The following is a 24,407-nucleotide window of genomic DNA, read 5'->3' as shown; positions in this document are numbered from 1 at the left end:
ATCTTACCGGTATCGGACGGCCCGCAGACGGTGGAATTCGGGTGGAATACGCGTGGAATGCGGGGGCAATGCCGGTGCAATGCATTACACTGGCGGCCAAACTCCAACGCTACTTCCACATGTCCGAAGCAATGACTCCTACCACTGTCATCCTCGGCGCCGGTCAAGCCGGCGGCGAAACCGCGCTCGCGCTGCGTGCGCTTGGCTACACCGGCCGCATCGTACTCGCCGGCAGCGAGACCCATCTGCCCTACCGCCGCCCGCCGCTCTCGAAGGCGTTTCTGGCCGGCCAGGCCGACGAAGCCAGCTTGCTGATTCGCCCGGCCGACGCCTGGGAGAAGGCAGAGATCGACGTGCGTCTCGGCGTCACGGCCACTGCCGTCGACCGCGCGGCACGCACCGTGACGTTCGACGACGGCCAGACGCTTGGCTACGATCATCTGGTGCTGGCACTGGGCGGTCGCGTGCGCCGTCTGCCGATGCCCGGCGGCGACGCCGCCAACGTCTACTACCTGCGCGACATCGCCGACGCCCAACGTCTGCGCGAAGCGCTCACCCCCGGCAAGCGCGTGATCGTGGTCGGCGGCGGCTATATCGGTCTGGAAGTGGCGGCAAGCGCCGTCAAGGCCGGCACGACGGTCACCGTGCTCGAAGCCGCGCCGCGCCTGCTCGCGCGCGTGGCCGAAGCCGATCTGGCCGACTTCTTCGCGACGCTGCACCGCGAGAACGGCGTGAACGTGCAAGTCGGTGTCGGTGTGTCTGCGCTCGAACAAGACGCGAACGGTCAGGTCGTGGCCGTGGTCGCCGGTGAGCAGCGTCTGCCCGCCGATGTGGTGGTGGTCGGCATCGGCGTGCTGCCGAACGCCGAACTCGCGCAAGCCGCCGGCCTCGCCGTGGACAACGGCATCGTGGTCGACGAATTCGCCCGGACGAGCGATCCGGCCATTCTGGCTGTGGGCGACTGCGCCCACCACGAACACCCGGCGCTGGGGCGCCGTATTCGTCTGGAGTCGGTGCCGAGCGCGAGCGAAATGGCCAAGGTGGCCGCCAGCGTTGTACATGGCGACGCCCCGAAGGCCGTCGCCACCGCACCGTGGTTCTGGTCGGATCAGTTCAACGCGAAGTTGCAAATGGTCGGGATGACGGAAGGCCACGACGCCGTGGTCGAGCGCCGCCTGCCGGATGCTCAGGGCGCGGCCGTGTTCATGCTGTTCTATCTGCGCGACGGCGCCGTCGTGGCCGCTGCCAGCATCAACCGCGCGCAGGAATTCCTCGCCGCCCGCGAGCTGGTCGGCCGCCGTGCCGTGATCGACCCGGCCCGTCTGGCCGATGCCGCCACGCCGCTCAAGACACTCGTCGCCGAGTTGTCGACGGCCGGCAATTCAGCCGCCTGACCTGAATCGCTTCAGGTCTGCGCGGCCGGGGCAACGTGCGGTGCTTGCGCCGGCAATAGCAGGACCGGCCTGCCCGCGTGGCGGGCCGTATCTTCCGCCACGCTGCCTAGTGTGAAGCGCCGAAAACCACGTCGGCCGTGGGTGCCGAGCACGATAAGATCCGCATCGGCGTCCCGGCCCGCCGCGATGATCTGATCGGCCACCCCTTCGCCCACCGGCTCAATCTCTCGCATTTCCACTTCCCCCGGCACTTCCGCTTCACGCATGCGCTGCGTAGCCCACACACGCACCTGCTCGCCCACCGCGCGCACGGCTTCGAGCATCGGTTCGGGGTCGAAGCCCGCCAGAAACGGCCCGGGCAAATCCAGTACGTGCACCACGCGCAATGTCGCGCCATGCGTGCGGGCCAGCGTCAGCGCATAGTCGAAGGCACGCCGCGATGTCTCGCTCGCGTCGAGCGCCACGAGCACGCGCTCGTAATGACCGCCCGCGCGTAGCGGCAGATGCGCGCGCGCTTCACCCGCGACCAGCATCACCGGCACCAACGCATTGCGCAGAATCTGTTCGGCCACGCTGCCGAGCATGGCGCGTCGCACCCCGCTACGTCCGTGCGTGCCGACGATGATGATGTCGGCCGCCCATTCGTTGGCCTCGCGCGTCATCGCTTCGGGCACCGTTTCGCCGGTCGTGCGCAGATCCAGCAGATGCGCCTGCGCATCGAACCCTTCTTCACGCAGGTAGAGCACGGCGCGCGCCAGATGCTCTTCACCCTCACGTTGCATGTCGCGGCGCACCTGTTCCAGATCGATGAGTTTGCCGAACGCAGACGTCAGCAGATTGACCGGATCTTCCACCGTGTGAATGACGCGGATCGCATCGCCACTACGCGCAAAGGCTGCCGCCTCGCGTAGCGCGCGACGCGACGACTCGCTGCCGTCAGTGGCAAGCAGAATGCGTTTGGTCATGAGCAGCCTCGCTGGAAAAGAAAGAGGGGACGTCGCGCGGCGCCCGCTGTTTCAGCAGACAAACCACGCGACGTCCCCTCCACTATACCGCCCGATAGGTGACGAATACCACCCGTTACGGGTGCGTCACCGTGCCGCATCTCCCCAGCGATACGCCAGCGAGGCGTCGTCGAGTTTCGCCTTGAGATCGGCGTCGAGCTTGTAGTCGATGGTGCCGAGCGTCTCGGTCAGTTGGTCCACCCGGCTCGCGCCGATGATGGCGGAGGTGACGATCGGATTCGCCAGCACCCACGCCAGCGACAGACGCGTGAGCGATTCGCCCGATTCCTTGGCGATGCCCTTGAGCGCTTCGATGGTCGCGAACTCCCGCTCGTGCCAGTAGCGCTGCTGGTACATCGCGCCCGCCTTGCCGACCTTCTCCGTGAAGCGCCCTTCGCTCGGCGTAGCGCCGTGCTGGTACTTGCCCGTGAGCAGACCACCTGCCAGTGGGTTGTAAGGGATCACGGCGAGGCCTTCTTCGCTGGCCAGCGGCAGCAATTCGCGCTCGATCTGGCGGAACAGCAGGTTGTAACGCGGCTGCACCGACACGAAGCGCGCCACGCGCAGCACATCGGCACGGCCCAACGCTCGCGCGAGCCGGTACGCCAGATAGTTCGACACGCCGATGTAGCGCGCCTTGCCCGACTTCACGATGGTGTCGAGGGCTTCGAGCGTCTCGTCGATGGGGGTGTCGGTATCGTCCGAGTGCAATTGGTAAAGATCGACGTAATCGGTGCCCAGACGGCGCAGCGACGCGTCGATGGCATCGAGCAGGTGCTTGCGCGACGCGCCCCGGTCCCACGGCGACGGCCCCATGGACCCACACGCCTTGGTCGCGACGATGAAGCGGCTGCGGCGGCCCTTGAGCCAGCGCCCGACGATCTCCTCGGTGCGCCCGCCCAGCGTCTCGTCACTCCCCAGCGGGTAGACGTCGGCGATGTCGATGAAATTGACACCCGCCTCGGTGGCGCGATCGAGAATCGCGTGGCTCGCATCCTCGTCGGTTTGCAAGCCGAAGGTCATGGTGCCCAGACAAAGGCGGGAAACGTTCAGGCCGGTGCGGCCAAATTTGGTGTATTGCACGGTAACTCCCGGAAGCATCGGATCGAGGGGTGACGCGAGACTGCGCTGTCCGCCCGAGCGGGCCAGACGGACAAGACAAACAAGACGCACAGTATGCGCGATTCCGTCAAAACACGTCAGGCCACCTGTCGGGTGACCTGACGTGTCCTGCACAAGCGCGCATGCCGCGTTCCCGCGACGCTCGCACCACCCGCACCGATGCCCGGCGGCTACTCCAGCGACTTCAGATCGAGCCAGACACCATCGGCACCGCGAATCAGCATCTTGCTGTCGTACTTCATCACCGTCGTCTGCTCGTTGGCCGACACGAAGGCGGTTTGCGGCAAATCGTTTGCATATTGCGCGAGGTCTGGGGTGCCGGCGAACGGGTTGGTCGCCACCAGATGCGAGACCAGCGTCATCAGCGCGAGATAGCTCGTCGGCGTGGAAATCGTCACGGGGGTATGCGGCCCCGCACCGCCCGCCGTGGCACTGTCGCCGAAACCGACCAGCTTCACGGCGACCGGCACATGCGTGATCTCCGGCAGTGGAATTTCACGCATGCCCGAGATTTGCAGCTTGCTGCCCCGAATCGCCGCACCGTGTTCCGGCACGAACACCACCACGGCCTTGCGACCCGACTGCGCAATGGTGTCGATGAACTGACTGAAGTCGTCGAACATCGCCTTGGCGCGCAGCGGGTAGCTCTGCACGCTGGTGAGTTTGGAGCCCTCCAGCCGGTTGCCGTCGTGCAGCGAGATCGTGTTGTAGTACAGCGCCACGCGCTTGTCGGGCATGGCCGTACGCTGTTTCCACCATGCTTGCAGCACATCGCCGTCAGAGTGGATCGGCGTCTCGTCGAAGGCGCGCATCGACACGCGCGCATGCGTGTTGTCGAACGGCGTGATGCCCTGCACGTTGAAGTTGTCTTTGACTTCCTGCATGAAGTTGTCGAAGTGCCCGTCGTGATTCATCGCGAGCTTCGGCGTAAAGCCGAGGTTCTTCAGATCGCTCATCACGTAGCACTGCGGACCGGCCGGATCGTACAGCGCCTTGTGCGTCGGCTGGCCGCAGCCTGCGCGCAACACGCGAATGGCCGCCGGGCCGCTATAGCTCGCCGCCGAGTTGAAGTTCTTGAACACGAAGTCAAAGCGCGAGAGCAGCGGCTGGTTGTCGAGATTGTCGACATCGAGATCGTCCTGCGCGAGCGAGCAGATGTGCAGGAAGATGATGTCGAAGTCCGGCCCTGCCCCCGCTTGCGCGGGCAACGAGACCGAACGCGTCAGCTCGCGCGCGTAGAACGAGTTGAGCGCCGCGTTCGGGTTCGCACCCGGCGGCACCTCGCCATCGCCCACTACCACGTCGTTTGCACTGCCACCGGCGGCACCGGCGGCTCCCCCGCTGGCCGTGGCACCTGCGCCCACCGCCGTGGTACCGCCCTGCGCGGCGACGACCGGCGCCACCGACACCAGCGTGCCCACACGCAGCACCCCCGGCACGATCAACAGCGCCAGCAGCACGAACGTGGTCACGCGCACCCATCGGTTCACGATCCAGTACGCCAGCACCAGAATCGCGAGCAGCAACCAGTCGCGGGTGGACACAAACCGGCCCAGCAATTCGATGATGTACGAGAAGCGAAATTGCAGCAGCGCGGGCAGTTGCTCGATGAACCGTGCAAACGGCGGCAGGTTCGAGTCGTAGTACAGCAGACCGGCACCGACCGGCACGGCGATCACCTGTCGCAGGATACGTGCCCATCGCGGGCGCAAGCGAATCGCCAGCAACACCGCGAAGATGAAGTTCGGCACCACGTGGAAGCCGATGATGCCAGCCCACAGCAGCACCAGTTTCAAGATGAAGTAAAGATTCCAGATGCCCATTGTCAGGTTCCGTCCCTAGGTTCTTTCTTCGCTCGATTAGGCATGCATTACGCCTGCGGCGTGCTCTGCTGCGAACGCGTACGTGCACCGCGCAGCCGGTTCTGCCAGCGCGCCACGAGCTTGCCCAGCAAATAGTTCGCCAGCACCTGATAGCCGCGCAGGCCCATCGCCAGCATTTCAAACAGTGCCTTGATCGGTTCGTCGCGCGTGCGCTCGGCGTCCCAATCGCGCCACGCGTCGGCGCGCCCGAAGGTGAATTGCACGAGATGCTTGTCCTGCTCCGCCGTGAGCGGCATGAACGACAGGAAGAGGTCTTGCGAGAGCGAATTCACCACGCTCACCGGAAACCCGTATTCGTGCTCGCCGCGCGACAACGCCACCTGTACCTCGGTGCCGACCGGCAAATCCAGCGCCACAGGCATGTGCAGGGCCAGACCGCCGCCGGAAAAGTCGCGCGTGTGGCAGGCCAACGTGCGGCCGTCCGGCAGATACAGCACGGCAGGAATGCTCATCGTCACGCGGTGCGTGCGGCGCACTTGCCGCACTTCCGTCGCCACGGCCACCGCAGCGCCAAGCACCGCCAAATTGAACGATACCCATGCCAGATTGAAGACCAGTGCGCCGGTCTCATGCGACGGGCCATAGAAAAAGCGCAAGATGCCTGCGAGAAAGCCCAGCACATTGAAGGCGAGCAGCACCATGTACGGCTTCGAGATGCTCCAGTCGAAGAAGCTCTGCTCGATCAGCCCGCCCTTGGCCGTCACGTTGAACTTGCCGTAACGCGGGTTGATGAACGCGACCGTCGTCGGCAGCGCCACGTACCACGCAAGTACCGCTTCGTAGACATCCGACCAGAACGAATGACGGTACTTGCCCTGTATTCGCGAGTTGGCGATGTTGGCGTGGGCAATGTGCGGCAGCACGTAGGCGCAGATGCTGAGTGCCGCCGCCTGCACGATATGCAAGCCGAAGAACAGATAGCAGATCGGCGCGAGCAGAAACACGATGCGCGGAATGCCATAGAAAAAGTGCAGCATCGCGCTCGCATAGCAAATGCGCTGACCGAACTTCAGCCCACGCCCGAACAGCGGATTGTCGACGCGGAAAATCTGCGCCATGCCGCGCGCCCAGCGAATGCGCTGGCCCACGTGGCCCGACAGCGATTCGGTGGCCAGACCCGCCGCCTGCACCACCTTGAGGTACACGGTGTTCCAGCCGCGACGGTGCATCTTGAGCGCCGTGTGCGCGTCTTCGGTCACGGTCTCGATCGCCACACCGCCGACTTCGTTCAACGCGGTACGGCGCAACACGGCGCACGAGCCGCAGAAGAACGCCGCATTCCAGAAGTCGTTGCCGTCCTGCACGATGCCGTAGAACAGGCGGCCTTCGTTGGGCACCGCTCCGCGCGTGGCGAGATTGCGCTCGAACGGATCGTCCGAGAAGAAATGGTGAGGCGTTTGCACGAGCGAACAACGCGGGTCTTTGATAAATGACCCCATCGTCGTCTGCAAGAACGAGCGCACGGGAATGTGATCGCAGTCGAAGATCGCGATGAAGTCGCCCGTCGTCTTGCCCAACGCGTGATTGATGTTGCCCGCCTTGGCATGCTTGTTGTCCGGGCGGGTGACGTAATGCACGCCCGCCTGCGCGGCGAACTCGCGCATTTCCTCGCGTCTGCCGTCGTCGAGCAGGTAGATGTTGATCTTCTCGGGCGGCCAGTCGATACCACACGCGGCGTAGACCGTCGGGCGGACCACATCGAGCCCTTCGTTATACGTCGGGATGTAGACGTCGACCGTAGGCCATTCGCGCATGTCCGGCGGCAGCGGCGTAATGCGCCGCTGCAACGGCCAGATCGTCTGGAGGTAACCGAACAGCAGAATCAGCCACGTGTACATTTCCGCCGCGACGAGGATGTAGCCGACCGTGGCCTCCGCCACCGTATCGAACGCCAGCGACTGAGTCAGGCGCCACCACACGTAGCGCACCGTCGAGATCATCGACAGGCCGATGAGCACCAGCACCGAGTACTGGCTGTCGAGCCGGCGGAACACGAGCGCGAGCGTCAGCGTGCAGATCGAGAACAGCAGTTGCTCGAACGGATCGAACGGCGTCGTCACGATCCAGAGCACCCCGAACAGGCCGAGCAGCGCCACCACGGCCGACGTCACCCGCCACTCCATCACCGTTTCGAGTTGCTTGTCGAATCGGTGCGCCAGTTGCGCGGGCGTGTCGGGGGGAATGCCGAACAGTGTTTGCACCAGCCATAGCCGGAAGCGCTCGTTGTTGTTCCGAAACGCGAGCCACGCGACATAGGGCGGAAACGCCGGGCGCTGGTCGGCGCGCCGCCACAGCATTGCCCGGACAAGTTGCCAGAAGGTGGCATCGGCCGGTACCCCGACGCGACGCGTCAGACGCTCGTTGCCCCACGCGAAAGCCCGGCCGAAATAGTCTGCCCTGCCCTTGCGCGCCGGCTGAAACAGGATGCGCAGCCACCAGTCGCGCCATTGGTCGAGCTGGCGCACGTCGAGCCGCATGGCGAGGCGCGCGATGACGTGATCGGCCATCTGCGATACCCGCAGTTGCTGACGCGGCGAACGCAGGGTGGCAGCGAGCATCCACTGCATGGGCCCCGGCTCACGCCCGTCCGGGCGGCGCGGCAGCCGCAAGCGAATCGCGAGCGTCTCGCGCCCCAGCCGGAACAGCGTTTGCAGTGCGTCGCTGATCATGGCGAACCCTCCTCCACGCCATCGCTTGTACGCGCCGTTGCGCGCAGCAGCCATGCGGCCAAGTGCAGGATGTCGAGCGCCGCCTGCGAGCCTTCGCCGTGCGTGAACAACGGCAGACCGCCCGCGGCCGCCGTGCCGACCGCATCGTCCCGGTGAATCCGCACCGGAACGATCGCGTCGCCGCCACGCGACTGAATCATCTGCATCAGGTCAGTGCCCAACGCCGAGTTGGCCGCAGCAAAATTCGCCACCATCTGACAGCCGGGGCCGCCTGCGGTCATGAGATCGGGTTGCGTGACATAGCCCGTCGTCGTGACCGGCACCACCCCGAGCACGAGATCGGACACGGCGATGGCGGCCTGCGCCGTGACGCCCGGCAGGCGCGATGTATCGATCAACACGCGGGTGCCATCGGGCAAGCCGAGTGCATCGAGTTGGCGGCGCAGCCCGGCAGGCTCACGGTGCAACCACTCGCCAAACGCGGCCACCTGCGCAGCAGACGCCCGGCCTGCGGGCAGCAACGGCACTTTGGCCGGCGTGTCGGATAGCAGCGAACGCCAGCCCGCCGGCGCTTCACCGAGCGTCAGCACGCCTTTTTCGCACGCAGCGCTCAGCCCGAGCAGTGCGCCGAGACTGTTCTGCGCATCCAGTTCGATGACGGCGACCGGGTGTTCGCCCTGCGCGAGTTGGGCCGCAAGGTGAGCGGTCACCGTGCTGCGACCGGCGCCGCCCGCGCTGGAGACGACGGTGATGAGCGTCAGCATGCCGCCCCCTTTGCCGAGCGGGCCGCCGGGTTGGATGCCAGTGGGGGCGGAGCGATGTCGCTAGAGAAGTTGGCCATGGCTCAATAGCTCCAGATCGGGCGCACCGGCGACGGCGGCATCGGCACATCGCCGCGACGCGCATCGAAGTGATAGCGCATATAGAGGAGGAAGCGATTTGGCGCGTAGTAATCCGAGCGCTCGAACTGCACCTGTCCACCGATGACCCAATGGCGGTTGATCCAGTATTCTGCGCGCCCCAGTATCGAAAAGCCCACGCCGAAGCCGCCGCCCGAGCCATAAGTCAGATTGCCGCTGGCGGCCTGAATGGCGCCGTCGGTCGGGAAGTACGGCATCGACTTTTCCTGACTCTGCGAGAACGAAACCGAGCCGCGCAGGTAGTACGACCAGCGTTGCGTGCGGCCATACCATTCGAGCGGCAACGTGAGCGAGACGTAGGTCTGCGGGCTGTAGTAACCGCCCATGCCGTACGTGTAGAAGCGTTCGTTCTGCGCGTAGCTGTCGAAGAACAGCGTGAGACCGGTGTTCATGCGCATGTCGCGCTTGTAGATCAGCGGCAGATCAACCCCTGCGCGCGCCGATACCTCGGAGTTGTTCAGCACGTTCTCGCCGGTGAGCCGTGCGACGCTCGCTTCGCCGAACACGCCCCACTTCGCAAAGTCACGCGAGGCGTGGAAGGTAATGGCGTCGCGCCGCACGCCGCCCCATTTACCGTCGCCGAAAATCTCCGGCAACGGCAGATACGAGCCCGCATACGACACCATGCTGCCCGTGACCGGACGGCGCGACACATCGACCCAGTAGTTGTAGCGGCCAAGATTGCCGAACAACCGCACGCCACCGGTCACATAAGACACCGGAAAGCCGATCGGCGTGTGCCCGATGTCAGCACGAATCCAGTCGTTCTCATAGCCCAGCATCAGCGCTTGTCCGTGCGCCTTTTGCCGCTTGCTGCCGTAATCGGTCAGCAGTCCCGGATTCGCGTTGCGGAACGGCGTATTCCCCAGCAGCGGCAGCGTGCCGATCTCGGATGTGCCATTGAGCGGCAAGTCGCCAGAGTCGGCGCTGACGTAGTCGGTCTGCGCGAACACGTGGCCGTCGTAACCCACGGCGTACTGACCGTACAGCGGCACGGCGCGGGCATTGAACATCGAGATGCCGCCGTCGCCCTTCTTCGTGTCGATTTCGTACCCGGCCGCGACGTAGCTGTTGCGCCGCGATTCCAGCGAATCGATGCCCGACTCTGCCGACGTCATGCCGTCGTAGCCCGGCAGCGCCCCTTGCACGATCTCTTCCTTGCGGGCCTCGTCGTACCAGCCCTTCGCCTCGTTGTAGTGGCGTTGCGACTGCGCGATGCGCCCGCGTTGCACGGTCACGGACGGGTTGTCCGGGAATTGCGTGCGCAGTTTGTCGTTCAGGGCGATGGCCTCGTCGTAGCGCTCCATCGCCGTCAAACGGCGCACGGCGGCGAGTTGCGTCCAGACATCGTCGGGCGGTGCCTCGGCCAATGCGCGGTCGAGTTCGCGGTTCGCCGCGTCGTCGTCCTGCATTTCGTAAAGCACGCGCACCAGCGACAGCCGGGCGTCCTGATTGGTCGGGTCTTGCCGGATCTGGTTTTCGGCGATCTTGCGTGCCTCGTCGAAGCGCCGTTCGTCGAAATAGATATCGCCCAGCGTCGACAAGGCGCGCTTGTCGGGCGGGTTACGGGCGAGCAACGGTTCGAGTGCCTTCTGCGCGGTGTCGAAGTCGCCGAGTGCGCGCGCACGGTCCGCCGTACGCAGGGCCAGACGGTCCTGCAAGTCTTGCCACTCTTCGCGTTGATCGGCACCCAGTGTTGCCGGGTCGATGCCTGCGAGGAACGTGCCGAGCTCGGTGTCGCGCTCGGCGGTGTTGAGCAATTCGGCATAGCGCAGCTGTGCATCGGGTTGCGGCTTGTCGGCGTGTGCCGCCAGCCACTCGCGCATGAGCGCCAGCCCCTGCTCGGGCTGTCCGGCAGCCACCCGCGCGCGCGCCACTTCGCCAATCAACTCGGGATCGTCGCCGGCCATCGACAGGGCTTCGCGATATTGGCGCTCGCTCTCGTCGTCGTTGCCGGCGGCATGGGCTTCGCGCGCGAGCCGGGCGGCGTCGCGAATCGCGAGGGTTGTCTGAAGGCGGCGAATCGACGGCGACGCATCGGCGGCAGGAATCTGTGCCAGCGCCGCGCGGGCGCCCGCCTCGTCGTCGATCACATTCAGATAGATCGCCGTCGCGTAGTGCATCTGCGCGTTGTCGTCGGCAGACAGTGTCTGGCGCAGCCCCTCAGCCATAACTTCGCGACCGATTTGGGGCAGGCGCAGCTTGCGATACAGGCTGGCGAGCGAATAGCGCGTCCACGCGTTGGTTGGGTCGAGAGCCACGGCGCGCTCCAAGGCCGCCAGCGCCGGGCCGTTGTGCCCTTCGGCGATAAGTCGCTCGGCGTCGTCGGAGAGCGCGGCCGATTCGGCTTTGTCGAAACGTGCAGCGTCTTGCGGAAACCGTCGCCGCAGATCACCCAGCAGTGTCGCGAGTTCCGTACGGCGTTGCTGCCGCGAGTACAGCGTAATCATGCCCCGCAGCGCCGTGTCGTTATCAGGCTCGATCTTCAGGGCCTGCTGAAACAGCCGCTCGGCATCGTCGTCGCGTTTCGCGTCGAGTGCGATGTCGCCAAGCAGAGCCAGCCCGTCCGGGTTGGCCGGGTCCGCGGCCAGCGCGCTGCGCACCAACCGGTCGGCGTCGTCGAGCCGCCCGGCATCGCGTGCATCGCGCGCGTCGGACATCGCGCCCCAGAACTGCGACGTCTTGAGCAGGCTGCGCCATTTGCCCGCGTTATCGGGGTCTTTGCGCATCGCCTGTGAAAACAAGTCCTGTGCGGCCTTGTGATCGCCCTGCCGCATCTTCACGAGGCCGAGCGAGCCGAGCAGTTCGCCATCATTGGGGCGCTTGGCGCGCGCCGCATCGAGTGACTTCTGTGCGTCGCCAAGGCGGCCTTGATCGAGTGCCGCGATGCCCGCCTGACGCGCCTTGTACGACGGGTCGTTGAGCATGCGCTGGCGAGCCGCCTGTTGCGCCCCGAGCTTGTCGTAGGCGGCGCGGATATCGGCGTCGTTCGGTGCCAGCGCGAGATAGCGCTGATAGAGCGGCAGCCATGCAAGGTTGCCGTCCGCTTTGGACAACCCCTTCTGCCAGAGCGGCAGCAACGCATTCAGATCGGCATCGGGGCGCGCGGCCAATTCGGCCACCATGCGCGTGCCGGCCAACCGGCTCGCCGGGCGGTCGATCAGCAACTCGGCCAGCGACTGCGATGCGCGGGTGTCGTCGGGCGATGCTTTCGCGAGATTCGCCAGCCCCTGCTGGGCGGCCGGCCAGCCATTGGTGGCGTTGGCCTGCGCACGGTAGTACTCCACGCCCAGATCGCCCGTCGGCGGACCATCGGGGAAGAGCGCCTTGTACTCGGCAAACGCCGCGTCGGCCTGACCGCTGCGTTGCAGCAACCGGGCACGGGCAATGCGCGACTTATCAGTTGTGTTGATGCGAATGACGTCGGCGAGCGCCTTGGTGGCAGGCGCGTTCGGGTAGCGCGCACGCAAGCGTTGCAACGCCTTGTTCGCCTCCACCGCGTGGTTCTCTTCGATATCGATCTGACCGAGCAACGAGAGCGCGTCCGGTTGATCGGGCTGCACGAGCAACGCCTTTTCGAGCGCTGCGCGCGCCAGATCGTTGCGATGACGGGCATGCCAGAGCGTCGCACTGGATAGCAGATTACGGACGTCTCGATTGGCCGCTACCGGCGGCGTCTTGCCGGGATTGTTCGGGGCCGGCGCAGCGCGCACGCCAGCGTCTGCTGCCATCAGCAGACAAGCCAGACAGGCGGAGCGAATCAGCGTGTCGCGCAAGCGCCCTCCCATGGCAATTGCAGCGTGCCGTCGGCAGCAAAACGGAAATGCCCGGCCTGCCAGCCAAGACCGAACAGGGTCAGCACCGAGCCGTAGTAGCCCGCCGGCGATTGCGCGTCGAGCGATCGCACCCGCGCGATCTGCGCTTGTGCACCGGCCGTGTCGCCCACCGCCTGAAGCAACGGCACGAGCGCCGCCGAGAAGCCGCTGGGGCCATCCTGCTTCGCCGTGCCGTCTCGCGTGTTCACACGCTCGGGCGGCGCCCCATGCGTGGCGACGTACTTCAACATGCCGCTGAACGTGTTCTGCAACGCGCGAAAATCTTCGCTGCCCGGCGCGAGCATGCCTGCCCACAGATACACGCGGATGGCGTTGTAGCTGCCCTCGCCCTGCGTTTCCGGATCGATCTGGAAACCGTGTCCTGTCCGGTACATCGCCCATTCGGGCGCGAAGCCCAGCGGCGGTGCCGTCAGCGTGATCTGCTTGAGCGACGAGGGAATCAACTGCGGCCAGCCGCTGTCGGGGAACATCCCCGCAAGACGCCGAACGACCTGCATCGGCACGTAGCTCGGGTTGAGCCGCCACAAGTCCTTTTCGGGATGGAAGCCGACCGGCGCGGGCAACAGCGTGCGGCCGAGACCGGGCACGAAGTCGGTTTCCTCCGCCGCAATGCGCCGTGCGACCAAGGCACCGAGCGCGGTGTACCGGCGAACGTTCCACAGGCGTCCCGCTTCACCGAGCGCGTAGGCAATCCACATGTCGGCGTCGCTGGCGGGGTTGCTGTCGAGCACGCCCCATTGGCCGTCGTCCTTCTTGCCCCAGAGCCATGCAGGCAAGTGCGCCGTGAGGTCGCCCTGCGCGAGGTTGTTGATGGTCCAGTCGACGACCTTGTCGAACGTGGCACGGTCGTTGGCGATGAGCGCGAACATCAACGCGTACGCCTGCCCTTCGGAGACGGTGCGCTGATCGGCCATGCTGTGATCGACCACGCGGCCATCGTCGGAGAGGAAGCCGGCTTTGAAGCGCGTCCATGCGGGCCAGTCGACCTGCGGGCAAGCGCGCGACGCGGCGGGGGCGGACGCGGGCATTGTGCTGCCCGCCTTGCCAGTCTTGGCCGGTGCAGCACTCGCCACGCCGGGCAACGCCGCGACCAGTGGCAGCACCGGCGCCACACCGCCGGCCGCGAGCGCGCGCAGCACGGCGCGACGGCGCCGGCCGTGGGCTTCAGCGCGTTTCATTTACTTCTCCAGCCGGCGTGCGGCGCGGCGTTGCAACCACCCGAAGCATTTGAGTGCGATCGCAAACGCCGCCAGCAGCGCCGCAATACCCACGAGAATCGGATGGCTCGAGAGGTGGTAGCGAATACGTGTCCACCAGCTCACGTCGCCGACAAAATACGTCTGCCCCAGCCGGAACGACTCGACGCGCGAGCCATTCACCACCGCAAGGTCACCATGAATCGCCGCGCGCTGCACGTCGTCGTCCACCATATCGACCACGCCGAGCAGCGCCTTGTTGCTGGTCGCATTGATCGCCACCACCGAACGCGACGCGCTCACCGGCGATTCGAAACCGACCAGCGCCGCGAGCGGTCCGTCGGATTGCGCATCCATGCGTGCCGGGCCGACGCGGCTGGCCGCCAGCGCCGAGCCGGTGGCGCCGTCACCGCGATAGCCCTGCCCCTGACTCGTCATCAGACGGCGCGACTGATCGATGAGCAGCGGGAAGCCCTTGCCCCATTTCGCCAGCAAATCGCCCGCGTCCTTGCCGCCCACGATCAGCAGATCACGGTCCTTGAAACGATCGGTCTGCGTGGTATCGAGTACTTCGAAGCGGTCGGCATAGACACCCGTCGAGCGGCCGAACTGGCCGAGCGTCGTGAACACGGTTTCAAGCTCAGACGCATCCGGCGTCTTCGACGTGATGATGGCCGTCTGCGCCAGATCGGCGTATTTGGTGAACGGGAAACCGCTGCCGACGAAGAAGCTCAGATTCGGCATCTCGGCGTAATGCGGCAGCCCGCTGAAGTCGATGGTCGAATCGGCATCGATGGCCGAGCGCGCGGCGTTGGTGATCGTCTGCGCGCAAATGCCTTCCTTGTGCGGCTCCATCGCGAACTGGAACGACAGCGAGTTGCGCGAGGCCACCTGGAACGCGGGGATACGCACGTCCTTGTGGTCGGCCATGGTGCCGTCGGAGAGCAACTCGACCAGCATGTGGCTCTTGTCGTTGCTCGCACCCGCGGAGCGCAGGCGGTAGGCACGCACGAACTGGTCGTTGATGGCCACGCTCATCGACGAGTCGTCGGGCTTCACCGGCGGCGTGTAGCGATACTTGAGATCGAGCGGCACGCCCGTGTTCTGCCACGTCAGCAAGTCGGCCGGGAGATTGAGCTGAACGCGGATCGGCCACGGCATATAGCCGTTGCCTTGCAGATCGGCTGGGTTGTCGACCAGTTCGCCAAGCTTGACCGGACGGTCCGTGCGCACCCAGCGCGGTGCGTCGTAAGCCGGACGCGGCGGCAGCGGTTCGAGCGCCGTGATGCGCGCCGATTCGCCGGAGAGCGCCGCGCGGCCGGAGACCAGCGCCAGCGCGGCCGTCTCCAGATCCTTGGCGTCACGCCCCTGTATGACCAGCAGCTTGAGCGACGGATTGTTCGGGTTCGACATCATGCGCAACGTCGGCGCATCGACCGTCGGCAGATTCAGCGCAGCCGGGCGCGTGTCGTTGGTTGCAAAGACGATCGCGTGCTTGGCCGGCAACTCGTTGATGTCGACCGGGAAGCGCGTACGGCGATAGTCGCCCAATGCGCCCGCCCATGAGGCCACCACGCCGGCGGCATGTACGACGGCGAGCGACGGCGGTGCGCCGAACATGAACGGGATCGAGAGATCGCGATTGTCGTGGCGATCGAAGAACGGCGTGGGCAGCGTCGAGAGGTCGTTGCGCAGCGTCAACGGCTGCGTGCTGGTGACGACCTCGCTTTGCGGACTGATATCGGTCCACAGGCTGGAGTGCATCGGATCTTCGCACTCCATCGTGTAGTGACCGATGAGTACGAGCCGCACACGATTGAAGCCGGAGAGCAGACGCGGGTCGAGCGGGATCTCGCGCACCAGATTCTTGCCGCCGTCCTGCTTGTTGAAAGGCAGCGTCGCGATCAACTCTTCGTTGAGATATACCTTGAGTTGCGAGAGATCGGGAATCAGTGCGGGCGAGTAGGTATAGCGAAGTCGAAGCAGTGCGGACGCGACCGTCTGATCGAGTCGAATGCCGAAGTTCACGTCGCCCGAGCCTTCGGTGCCGCGCAGGCGCAAGCCGGTACGCTGCCCGAGCTGAGCGAACGTGACCGTGCGCTCGCTCGTTCCCGGCGCCGGTGGCGCGAGCACGACCGATGCAACGGAGGTATCGGCGGCCGTTGCCCCTGAAGCCGGGGCTGGCGGCGATGCAGTACTAGTTGGCGTTGGGGCGTTTTTACCCCGCGTTGCCGGTGTTACGGTGGGTGCAGCTCCCGCAAGCGTGATACCACCGGGATCCATGGTTGCCAAGACGAGCAAACCGATGGTTGAGACTTTCCAACGAAGCGACCAAGACCGACGAAGTTGCATGTTAGATGCCTCATCTGTTTCTTGTTCTGTGATCGCCAATTCACAACGAACCTCGCCCGGTCGACCCGACGTCTCACCACGTCGTTTTCGAACAATCCACCTACCACGGATTGCCAGGGTCTCGGCGGGACAGCGCAGCCCGTCTTTCTGGAAATGGCACGTTGCGTCATGCTAGCCTGCCTCGGTGCCGGTTACAAGCTGGCGCCACTCCACGGGTGTCGTGTCGCGGGCACAGACACTGGTCATCGCGGACGGCCGGTCACCATGGCAATTGCGGTTCTCGCAATGCACCGTATAGAATGCCCGGCATGAGCCAGATCGATACTTCGCCCTCCACTGCAATGTCCGAAGCGGCCGATGCGCTGATCGAGCGTCGCAATCCGTCCGACATCGATCGGTTGCGCGAGACGATCGGGTTCGACGTGCTGCCAGCCTATCGCGACGAACAGGCCGTTGTGGGCGCTCAGCAAGCCCGCGCCCGCTGGCCGCATCTGGTGGCCTTCGCCGATTCGCGCGCGGCCCCGTCGTCTGCACACCCGGCACACGCACTGCCCCCGTCTTCCCCGCCGCCGTCCTCGCCCTCGTCAGTTTCACCGCTCAGCGCGGGCTGATCTGACATGCGAGACGCCTCCATCGTTGCCGCGTTCGACTTCGACGGCACGATTTCCACGACCGACAGCCTGCGCGTCTTCGTACGCCGCACGGTAGGCACACCCCGCTTCGTGCTCGGCGCCCTGCTCGCTTCGCCATGGCTCATCGGTGCGGCACTCCATCTGATCGATCGCGGCACGGCCAAGGCGCATTTTCTGCGCGCCGCGCTCGGTGCCCGCCCCCAGACGCAACTCGACGCGGAAGCCAAACGCTTCGTCGCCGACGGCTTGCCCGCGCTGGTGCGCCCCGAGATGCTTGCCCGCGTGCGCCAGCATCGTGCGATGGGGCACCGCGTCGTGCTGGTGAGTGCGTCACCCAGCCTTTATCTGCGCCCGTGGGCCGCATCCGTCGGCTTTGACGCCGTATTGAGTACCGAGCTGGCGTTCGATGCCAACGGCCGGTTTGCCGGTGAATTCGCCAAGCCGAATTGCTGGGGGCCGGAGAAAGTGCGCCGTCTGGAAGCCTGGTGGGGCAATGCACCGCCACGCGTCCTCTTCGCCTACGGCGACAGTCGCGGCGATAAAGAGATGGCCGAGCGTGCCGACCACGCGTGGATACGCGGGCAAGGCAAGCTCATGCCGCTCATGGACGACGACACGCCGCCCGGCGTGGCCTGAGCGCGTCACCGCCTGCCGACGCGCCCACTCATGCCGACGACACCCGAACCCGGCCGCCGCGTCGCGTGGATTTCACGGCTTGCGCGGCTCGAGCCCGTTGCTTTTTCCCGCTGGGACGCCCTGCATGCGGCGCTATCCGTGGCCATTCCGACGGTCGTGGGGGTTGCGATCGGACAGGGCGCCAATGCCTCGCTGTTTGCACTAGGTGCCCTGCCCGCCATCACCGGCGACCGCACCGGCCCGTACCGCGCCCGCGCCCGTTCGATTCTGCTGACCGTGGCGACGGGCGTTGCCGGGTTCTATGCGGGCATGCTCATCCACAACGTCGGCTTGCAAAGCCATTGGCTTGCACATGTCTTGCTGCAAGTGGCCATTCTGCTGCTGAGCTTTATCGGCACGTTCGGTAATGTGGCGTCCGCCGCCACCCTTCAGGGGGCGGTCTATCTGATCGTCGGCTGGGGGCTCGCGCTGCCGCCGCCCGAGTGGCGCGCACCGTTATTGCTGGCGGCGGGGGGCATCTTCAGCGTGTTGCTCATGGCGATTCACTGGTTACGGCACCCGGGCGCCGCCGAGCGCGACGCCGTGGCCGCCATCTATCAGCAACTGGCCAACGTGCTCGACGCGAGTGGCACGCCGCGTGTACGACTCGCCCGGCGCTCACTCGAGAATGCGATTGCGGCGGCCTACGACACCTTGCTGACGGCCAGTGCCAGCACCACCAGCGGTTGGGATGTGCTGGAGCGGCGTGCCGCGCAGATACTGGCAGCAGAACCCATCACGGCAGCGGTGATCGGGCTGGCGCAGGGCGGTCAGCCGTTGCCGGCGCCGCTCGGCCGTGCCCTCTATGCGATGGCGCGCAGCATTGCCGGCGACCGGCCGGTCAACGTGAATGCCGCAGCCGATGCCGCGACTGACAATCATGCGCCTACGCTGGCGGCTGCACTGCATCGCGCCGAACCCTTGCTGACCGGCGCCGTCCACGCCGCCGAGCCGCCGCTCGTGGCACTTGCGCGCCATCAGGCGCGGGCGCCCGCACATCCGCGCTGGATGCCGAAGTGGCCGTGGCCCGACGTGTGGCGCTATCTCGTGCGCATCGGGTTGTGCGTGCTCGTCGCGCAGATCTTCATTGCCGTGGCCGAGTTGCCACGCTCCTATTGGGTGCCGCTTATCGTCGTGGTGATCTTCAAGCCCAACTACGGCTCGGTGTTTGCGCGTGCGTTGCAGAGCGGCGTGGGCAGTATCGTCGGGGTCGCGCTGTCGGCGGCGGTCGTCGCGATTGACCGCAACGGTCTGGTGAGCTTCGCCGCATTGATTCCCCTCGCGGCATGTCTGCCGTGGGCACTGCGTCGCAACTACGGATTGTTCAGCGCGCTGCTGTTGCCCATTCTCATGCTGGTGATGGGTGCCTTGCAGCCGGGGAGTCAGGACATTGCGCTCGCGCGCTTCATCGACGCCGTGGCCGCGTGCGGCATCGTGCTGCTCGTGGGCTATCTGCCGTGGGCGAAGTGGGAGCGGCGCCAGCTCGACGAACGGGTTGCCATTGCACTCGACGCGCTGGGCCGCTATGCCGCGCTGGCCGATACGCACGATGGCGACGCCGCGTTTGCCGCCAGACGCGCCACTTACAAGGCGCTCGACGATGCCCGCGTCGCACTGCAACGTGCGTTATCCGAGCCGCCGCTGGTGAGCCGTCGTGCCGCGCGCTGGTGGCCGGCGCTCGTCTCGCTGGAACGGGTGGCCAATGCGATCACCGATACCGTCCCGCATGGTGACGATCACGACGCGGCGGTCCATCCGGCGGCGGCCGTGCTCACCCATATGGCGGCGGTACTTCGGCACGGTGGCCCCGCGCCAGACCTGCCGGCCGCCCCGGTGCCGGGTATCGACCGAATGCTCGATGAGGCGCTGCGCGAGGCGATCGGGCTGCTGTTCACCCCGCCTGCCGACGGGAAAACTGCGTCATAAGCGGGGCATGCTGGCGCGTCGCTTTGACCGGCGAATCGCCAACGCAGGCATAATGCGCACTTCCGGCGCGTACCTGCGTGGCCTCAGAAGGCGCTCGTGCGATGTTCCACAGCGCCCTGTGACACCCCCGCCGCACCCCCGCCACGCGCCGCCACGCTTTTCAGAAGACTACGCATGAACACTACCCCGACGCTCGCCTGGACCGAAGACGGTCGCCCCGTCACCGCCCGCTGGCGCTCCGAAGCCGGCGTGATGCCGCCGCGCCGCGTCGAAGTCGTCGACGACACCGTCAATGCCGACGATGCCTACCACTTGGCCTGCGGCGGTACGGCCCTGCTGTATCGCGGCGATTACCAGAACGCGCGTCAGTTGATGCAAGCCATGGCGCGCCGTGTCGACCGCCCGGCACATCGCCCACGCCGCAAGCCGTCTGCCAAGGACGCCGCACCCGTCGTTGCCAGCCCGGCCGACGCGTTCCACAAGCACCGCATGGCACAGGCTCAGCGCGCCCGCATTCTCGGCATGGTGCTGATTCCCCTCGACGCCGACTACGGCATTCCGTTGCGCCGCGCGCCCGATGTGCGCGAAGCGTGTGCCGAAGCCTGGGGCGCGCCCGACGAACAACCGTCCGTGGCGTCGCTGCGCGAGGTGCTCGGCCTGATCGGTGCCCATGAGTGGCGCAAGAAAGGCGTAGCCATCCCTGCGCTGGGCAACACGATTCACCCGTGGTACGGCGTGTTCTCGCCGGTGCGTGGTGAATACCTTCAGTTGATCGAACAGGCACCGCTGCCGAACACGACGCTCGCGTTCGACATCGGCACCGGTACCGGCGTGATCGCCGCGTTGCTGGCACGCCGTGGCGTGCAGCAAGTGATCGGCACCGATCGCGATCCGCGTGCACTGGGTTGCGCGCGCGAAAATATTGCGCGTCTGGGGCTGGAGCGTTCGGTGAAAATCGCCGACGTGGATCTGTTCCCGGAAGGCCGCGCGCCGTTGGTCGTCTGCAACCCGCCGTGGCTGCCCGCCAAGGCCAATGCACCGATCGAGCATGCGGTCTATGACCCGGACAGCCAGATGCTCAAGGGCTTCCTGAACGGGCTCGCCGCCCATCTGAGCCCCGGCGGTGAAGGCTGGCTGGTGTTGTCCGATCTGGCAGAACATCTGGGGCTGCGCACCCGCGAGACCTTGCTGTCGTGGATTCACGGCGCCGGTCTGGTCGTGCTGGCCCGTCACGATATTCGCCCGAAGCACCCGAAGACGGCCGACGCCAACGATCCGCTGCACGCCGCGCGCCGCGTCGAAGTGACGTCGCTGTGGCGTCTGGGCGTGCGTCCGGCCTGAGTGTGAGTGTGATGCTGCCCGCTCCTGCGAGATCGGGCATGCCATCAACGCGTGGGCGTGACGATCAGGGCGTTGGGGATGTCTTCAGCGACTTGAGAGCCTTTAAATAGGCGGCAGCCCCGTCGCCCGCCACGCAGGCGCTGGCAAAGCAAGCCGTGAGGAGATAGCCCCCCGTGGGGGCTTCCCAGTCGAGCATTTCCCCCGCGCAGAACACCCCCGGCAACGCACGCACCATCAGGTGATCGTCCAGCCCTTCGAGGCGGACACCGCCTGCGCTGCTGATCACTTCCGCAATCGGCCGCGGGCGCAGCAGCGTCAGGGGTAATCGTTTGATACCGGCGGCGAGCGCCGCCGGATCGTTGAACGTCTCGCGCGGCAGGCACTCGCGCAACAATCCCGCTTTCACCCCCGCAATGCCCAGCCGGCTTTGCAGATGACTCGCCATCGAGCGCGAGCCGCGCGGGTGCGCCACTTCGTCGGCAACGCGTTGTGCCGTCCAGTCGGGCAGCAGGTCGAGAAAGACCTGCGTGCCATGCGTCCCGTCAGTGCCGTCGTTCGTGAGGATGGCATCGCGAATCGGAGCGGACAACGCGTAGACCAGACTGCCTTCCACGCCGTGTTCCGAGATCACAAACTCCCCTTGGCGAGTGGTGCCGTCCGGCAGCGTCATCGTCACCGACTTGACCGGTTCCCCCGCAAATTTGCTGCGCAGGTGCGGCGTCCAGTCCGCTTCGAAACCGGTATTGGCCGGCAGTAACGGGGCCACGTCGACGTGGCGATCGCGCAGCCACGGCACCCAAGCGGCATCGGAACCCAGTTGCGGCCAACTCGCCCCGCCGAGTGCCAGCACAACGGCGTTGGCGCTGACATGACGCTCGCCATCGGGCGTGGCGAAACGCAGATGTTGCAAGGCCGTCGCAGCAGCGTCGAGCGTGTTGTCGACTCCGTTGTCGGTCTGCCACCCCAGCCAGCGATGCCGTACGTGCAACCGCACGCCTGCGGCCCGCAACCGTGCCAGCCACGCGCGCAACAACGGCGCGGCCTTCATATCCACCGGAAACACGCGGCCAGACGTGCCGACAAACGTATCGATGCCCAAGCGGTGTGCCCACGTGCGCACATCGTCGGCGCCGAAGCGTCGCAACCAACTGCCGACCGCGTCGGCGCGAGCGCCATAACGAGCCACAAACGGCTCGGCGGGCTCGCCATGCGTGAGGTTCATGCCACCTTTGCCCGCCATCAGAAACTTGCGGCCTACCGAGGGCATGGCGTCATACACGTCGACGCGAAAGCCAGCCGCCGACAACACCTCCGCCGCCATCAGACCCGCCGGACCTGCGCCGATCACGGCAACGTCGACTGCGTCGGCAAACTGCGCGCCGGAGGCAGGCAAAGCAGCGGGGAATGTCGTCGGGTCGGCAGGTACAGTCATGCGGAATCGGTCGGTTGGCGAAGGAAAGTGGAACGCGAAGTGCGGCGAAGGTCGGCATTGTCCCATATCGAACCACTGTGCTGAAGGCCGCCGGCGTGTGCTGCGAAGTCGATCAACCCGCGACCAACCCGCGATCAGCCCGTGGGCGACCGGCTTCACCGGGCGACGCGCATCGCGTTACAATCGCTCCCCCGCCGTTGTTCCACCCCGCGCTACCGGTCGCTATCCGTCGTTACTCATCGATATCCGCCGTTATCAGCCTTTCCCAGCCCGCCGTTTACCGTTGCGGGATGTCATTGCAGTCATCGGAGCCCCCACATGTCGTCTGACGATCAAGCGTCCATGGGACGTACCTCCTACGCCAGCTTCGCCAAGCGTTACTCGGAAACCGCCGTCGCCAAGCCGCACAACGCCTTGTACGAGCGCCCTGCCACGCGCGCATTGCTCGGCCCCGTTACCGGTTTGCAGGTACTTGACGCGGGGTGTGGCCCCGGCATCAACAGTGCGTGGCTGGCCGAGCAAGGCGCGACCGTGCATGGTTTCGACGTCACGCCGGAAATGATCGAACTGGCGCGCGAGCGTTGTGCCGGGTTGCCAGCCACGTTCGAGGTGCAGGATCTGGGTACACCGTTCACCGGCATTGCCGATAGCCGTTTCGATGCCATTGTCAGCGCGCTGGCACTGGATTATGTGGAAGATCTGGCGCCGACGTTCCGTGAGTTTGCTCGCGTTGCCCGGCCGGGTGCGACGCTGGTCTGGTCGATGGGGCATCCCATGCGCGACTGGATCGACGAGCGGACGCGCCGCAACCGGACGTACTTCGACATCACAAAGTTCGGCATGTACTGGAGTGGTTTTGGCGAGCCGAAGCCGTACGTCGAGTCATATCGCCGCCCGCTGGCGGGCATTCTCAATGCAGCCGCCGACGCGGGCTGGCGAATCGAGCGCATGGTCGAGCCGCTGCCGCAGCCGGAAATGGCGGCGGTCGATAAGCGATTGTTTGACGAACTGTCGGAATCGCCGGCGTTCATGTGCCTGCGGGCACGTCTGGGCGAATACCACGCTCGTGCCGCGTCCCGAGCGGGTGGCGGCTTCTCACCTGAGGCGGTGATCGATCAGCGCGATATCAGCGCGATTCAGGTTGTTCGTCGCGGGCGCCCCAAGGGATGAGCATGGTGGCCATCAGGGTCGCGCCGACGATGACCGAAGCAACGCCGTAGTGGGCGATGTTGGGGAGATCGAAGAGCAGACCGTGGATCGTGGCGAACATACCGCCAAGCATCACGAACGCTGAGATAGCGGCAATGACGACGCGGGTATCGGAGCACATACGTCACCTCACAGCGAGTCCACGCCCGTTGCGAAGCGAAGAGGTTCCGGCGATCGTGCCGCCCCGGGGGCGATAAACCGTTTCCGGGGAGTGGGTAGCGTCGGAGGGCTTCGACGGCGTCCCTCGTTTCCAGTGTAGGACGCCGAACGCCAAATAGTTAACCGCCCTGAAAGGGACATCCAATGATTGGAATGTCAACTGCCGTTGGCGAAGCGCTAAGCGCTAGGACGGCAGTGCAGCCGCAGGAATCTGGGCTTGCACGGCAGTTGTCAGGGGGTGAGGAACCGAGCCCAGAACAGGCGCTACTGCCCTTGCTTCTCGCGTTCCTCGTCGCGCGGCCACGGCGTGAGCATGACGACGATGAAAAGGATACCGAACAGGACGGTCACAACGCCGCCGTGCATCACGTGCGAGCGGTCGTAGAGCAGACCGTGGATGGTGGCGAATGCGCCACCGAGCGTCATGAAGGCGGCGATAGAGGCAATAACGACGCGGAATTCGGAACCCATGGCGACTCCTTAGGGTGATCGGCGATGGCACCGCGGATGTAACGCTTTTAGCGGCAACACCAGTGTACGCCGAACCCGAAAGCAAGCCTATTGAGTCGTACGCCTATACAAATCCGAATTTGACCGGGATCAAGGTCACTGGCCGGCATTGCCGTGAGTGACCTTGCCGGGCGCGGCTGCCGAACC

Annotated in this window: 16 protein-coding genes and 1 pseudogene; 6 read left to right on the top strand and 11 right to left on the bottom strand. The window is 65.7% G+C overall.

Annotated features, from left to right (window positions below; genetic code table 11):
• Window positions 1-131: 131 nt before the first annotated feature.
• The gene (locus tag CDV46_RS23810; protein WP_064675206.1) at window positions 132-1,394 is read left to right on the top strand and encodes an NAD(P)/FAD-dependent oxidoreductase; all 1,263 of its coding nucleotides are present in this window, start codon (window positions 132-134) and stop codon (window positions 1,392-1,394) included.
• Between the two features lie 11 nt (window positions 1,395-1,405).
• Here CDV46_RS23810 and CDV46_RS23805 read toward each other — a convergent pair whose 3' ends face one another.
• The 8 genes from CDV46_RS23805 to bcsB form a co-directional block, all read right to left on the bottom strand.
• Window positions 1,406-2,359, bottom strand: a complete 954-nt coding sequence (locus CDV46_RS23805) for a universal stress protein (RefSeq protein ID WP_087725378.1) — start codon at window positions 2,357-2,359, stop codon at window positions 1,406-1,408.
• A 126-nt stretch (window positions 2,360-2,485) separates the two neighbouring features.
• On the bottom strand, window positions 2,486-3,481 hold the full coding sequence (locus tag CDV46_RS23800) for an aldo/keto reductase (RefSeq protein WP_087725376.1): 996 nt from the start codon (window positions 3,479-3,481) through the stop codon (window positions 2,486-2,488).
• A gap of 209 nt (window positions 3,482-3,690) precedes the next feature.
• The gene (gene bcsG / locus CDV46_RS23795; RefSeq protein WP_087725374.1) at window positions 3,691-5,343 is read right to left on the bottom strand and encodes a cellulose biosynthesis protein BcsG; all 1,653 of its coding nucleotides are present in this window, start codon (window positions 5,341-5,343) and stop codon (window positions 3,691-3,693) included.
• Between the two features lie 47 nt (window positions 5,344-5,390).
• The gene (gene bcsA, locus CDV46_RS23790) at window positions 5,391-8,072 is read right to left on the bottom strand and encodes a UDP-forming cellulose synthase catalytic subunit (RefSeq protein WP_087725372.1); all 2,682 of its coding nucleotides are present in this window, start codon (window positions 8,070-8,072) and stop codon (window positions 5,391-5,393) included.
• Window positions 8,069-8,836, bottom strand: coding sequence for a cellulose synthase operon protein YhjQ/BcsQ (locus CDV46_RS23785; RefSeq protein ID WP_087725370.1), 768 nt, complete (start codon window positions 8,834-8,836; stop codon window positions 8,069-8,071). Before CDV46_RS23785 ends, bcsA begins: the two co-directional genes overlap by 4 nt.
• Before the next feature lie 80 nt (window positions 8,837-8,916).
• Window positions 8,917-12,768 carry a cellulose synthase subunit BcsC-related outer membrane protein gene (locus CDV46_RS23780; RefSeq protein WP_176399173.1) on the bottom strand — a complete coding sequence of 1,284 codons (3,852 nt, stop codon included), beginning with the start codon at window positions 12,766-12,768 and terminating at the stop codon, window positions 8,917-8,919.
• Window positions 12,753-14,006, bottom strand: coding sequence for a cellulose synthase complex periplasmic endoglucanase BcsZ (gene bcsZ / locus CDV46_RS23775; protein ID WP_176399172.1), 1,254 nt, complete (start codon window positions 14,004-14,006; stop codon window positions 12,753-12,755). Before bcsZ ends, CDV46_RS23780 begins: the two co-directional genes overlap by 16 nt.
• The gene (gene bcsB / locus CDV46_RS23770; RefSeq protein WP_176399171.1) at window positions 14,007-16,157 is read right to left on the bottom strand and encodes a cellulose biosynthesis cyclic di-GMP-binding regulatory protein BcsB; all 2,151 of its coding nucleotides are present in this window, start codon (window positions 16,155-16,157) and stop codon (window positions 14,007-14,009) included. It lies immediately after the preceding gene.
• A gap of 527 nt (window positions 16,158-16,684) precedes the next feature.
• Between bcsB and CDV46_RS23765 the strand changes: the two genes are divergently transcribed.
• From CDV46_RS23765 to CDV46_RS23750, 4 genes are all read left to right on the top strand, one after another.
• Window positions 16,685-16,987: a hypothetical protein gene (locus tag CDV46_RS23765; protein WP_140413472.1), complete on the top strand. Its 303-nt coding sequence runs from the start codon at window positions 16,685-16,687 to the stop codon at window positions 16,985-16,987.
• A 6-nt stretch (window positions 16,988-16,993) separates the two neighbouring features.
• Window positions 16,994-17,644, top strand: coding sequence for an HAD-IB family hydrolase (locus tag CDV46_RS23760; protein WP_087725364.1), 651 nt, complete (start codon window positions 16,994-16,996; stop codon window positions 17,642-17,644).
• Window positions 17,645-17,674: 30 nt separating this feature from the next.
• The gene (locus tag CDV46_RS23755) at window positions 17,675-19,609 is read left to right on the top strand and encodes an FUSC family protein (RefSeq protein ID WP_087725362.1); all 1,935 of its coding nucleotides are present in this window, start codon (window positions 17,675-17,677) and stop codon (window positions 19,607-19,609) included.
• 174 nt (window positions 19,610-19,783) lie between these two features.
• A complete protein-coding gene (locus CDV46_RS23750; protein WP_087725360.1) occupies window positions 19,784-20,950 on the top strand; it encodes a methyltransferase in 1,167 nt (388 codons plus the stop codon).
• A 64-nt stretch (window positions 20,951-21,014) separates the two neighbouring features.
• On the opposite strand, the gene CDV46_RS23745 is transcribed toward CDV46_RS23750, so the two are convergent.
• A complete protein-coding gene (locus CDV46_RS23745; protein WP_087725358.1) occupies window positions 21,015-22,382 on the bottom strand; it encodes an NAD(P)/FAD-dependent oxidoreductase in 1,368 nt (455 codons plus the stop codon).
• 318 nt (window positions 22,383-22,700) lie between these two features.
• Between CDV46_RS23745 and CDV46_RS23740 the strand changes: the two are divergent.
• Window positions 22,701-23,429 (top strand): annotated as a pseudogene (locus CDV46_RS23740) (class I SAM-dependent methyltransferase); the annotation flags it as partial.
• Window positions 23,430-23,508: 79 nt separating this feature from the next.
• Here CDV46_RS23740 and CDV46_RS23735 read toward each other — a convergent pair.
• Together CDV46_RS23735 and CDV46_RS23730 are read right to left on the bottom strand one after the other, a co-directional pair.
• Complete coding sequence (locus CDV46_RS23735; RefSeq protein ID WP_058378411.1) at window positions 23,509-23,712, bottom strand: DUF2964 family protein; 204 nt, start codon at window positions 23,710-23,712, stop codon at window positions 23,509-23,511.
• Between the two features lie 302 nt (window positions 23,713-24,014).
• Complete coding sequence (locus tag CDV46_RS23730; RefSeq protein WP_087687806.1) at window positions 24,015-24,221, bottom strand: DUF2964 family protein; 207 nt, start codon at window positions 24,219-24,221, stop codon at window positions 24,015-24,017.
• Window positions 24,222-24,407: the final 186 nt, after the last annotated feature.

Source organism: Pandoraea sp. PE-S2T-3 (assembly GCF_002179965.1).
Taxonomy (GTDB): domain Bacteria; phylum Pseudomonadota; class Gammaproteobacteria; order Burkholderiales; family Burkholderiaceae; genus Pandoraea.
The sequence above is the reverse complement of the archived record's forward strand: the minus strand, read 5'-3'. Positions and strand labels throughout refer to the sequence as shown.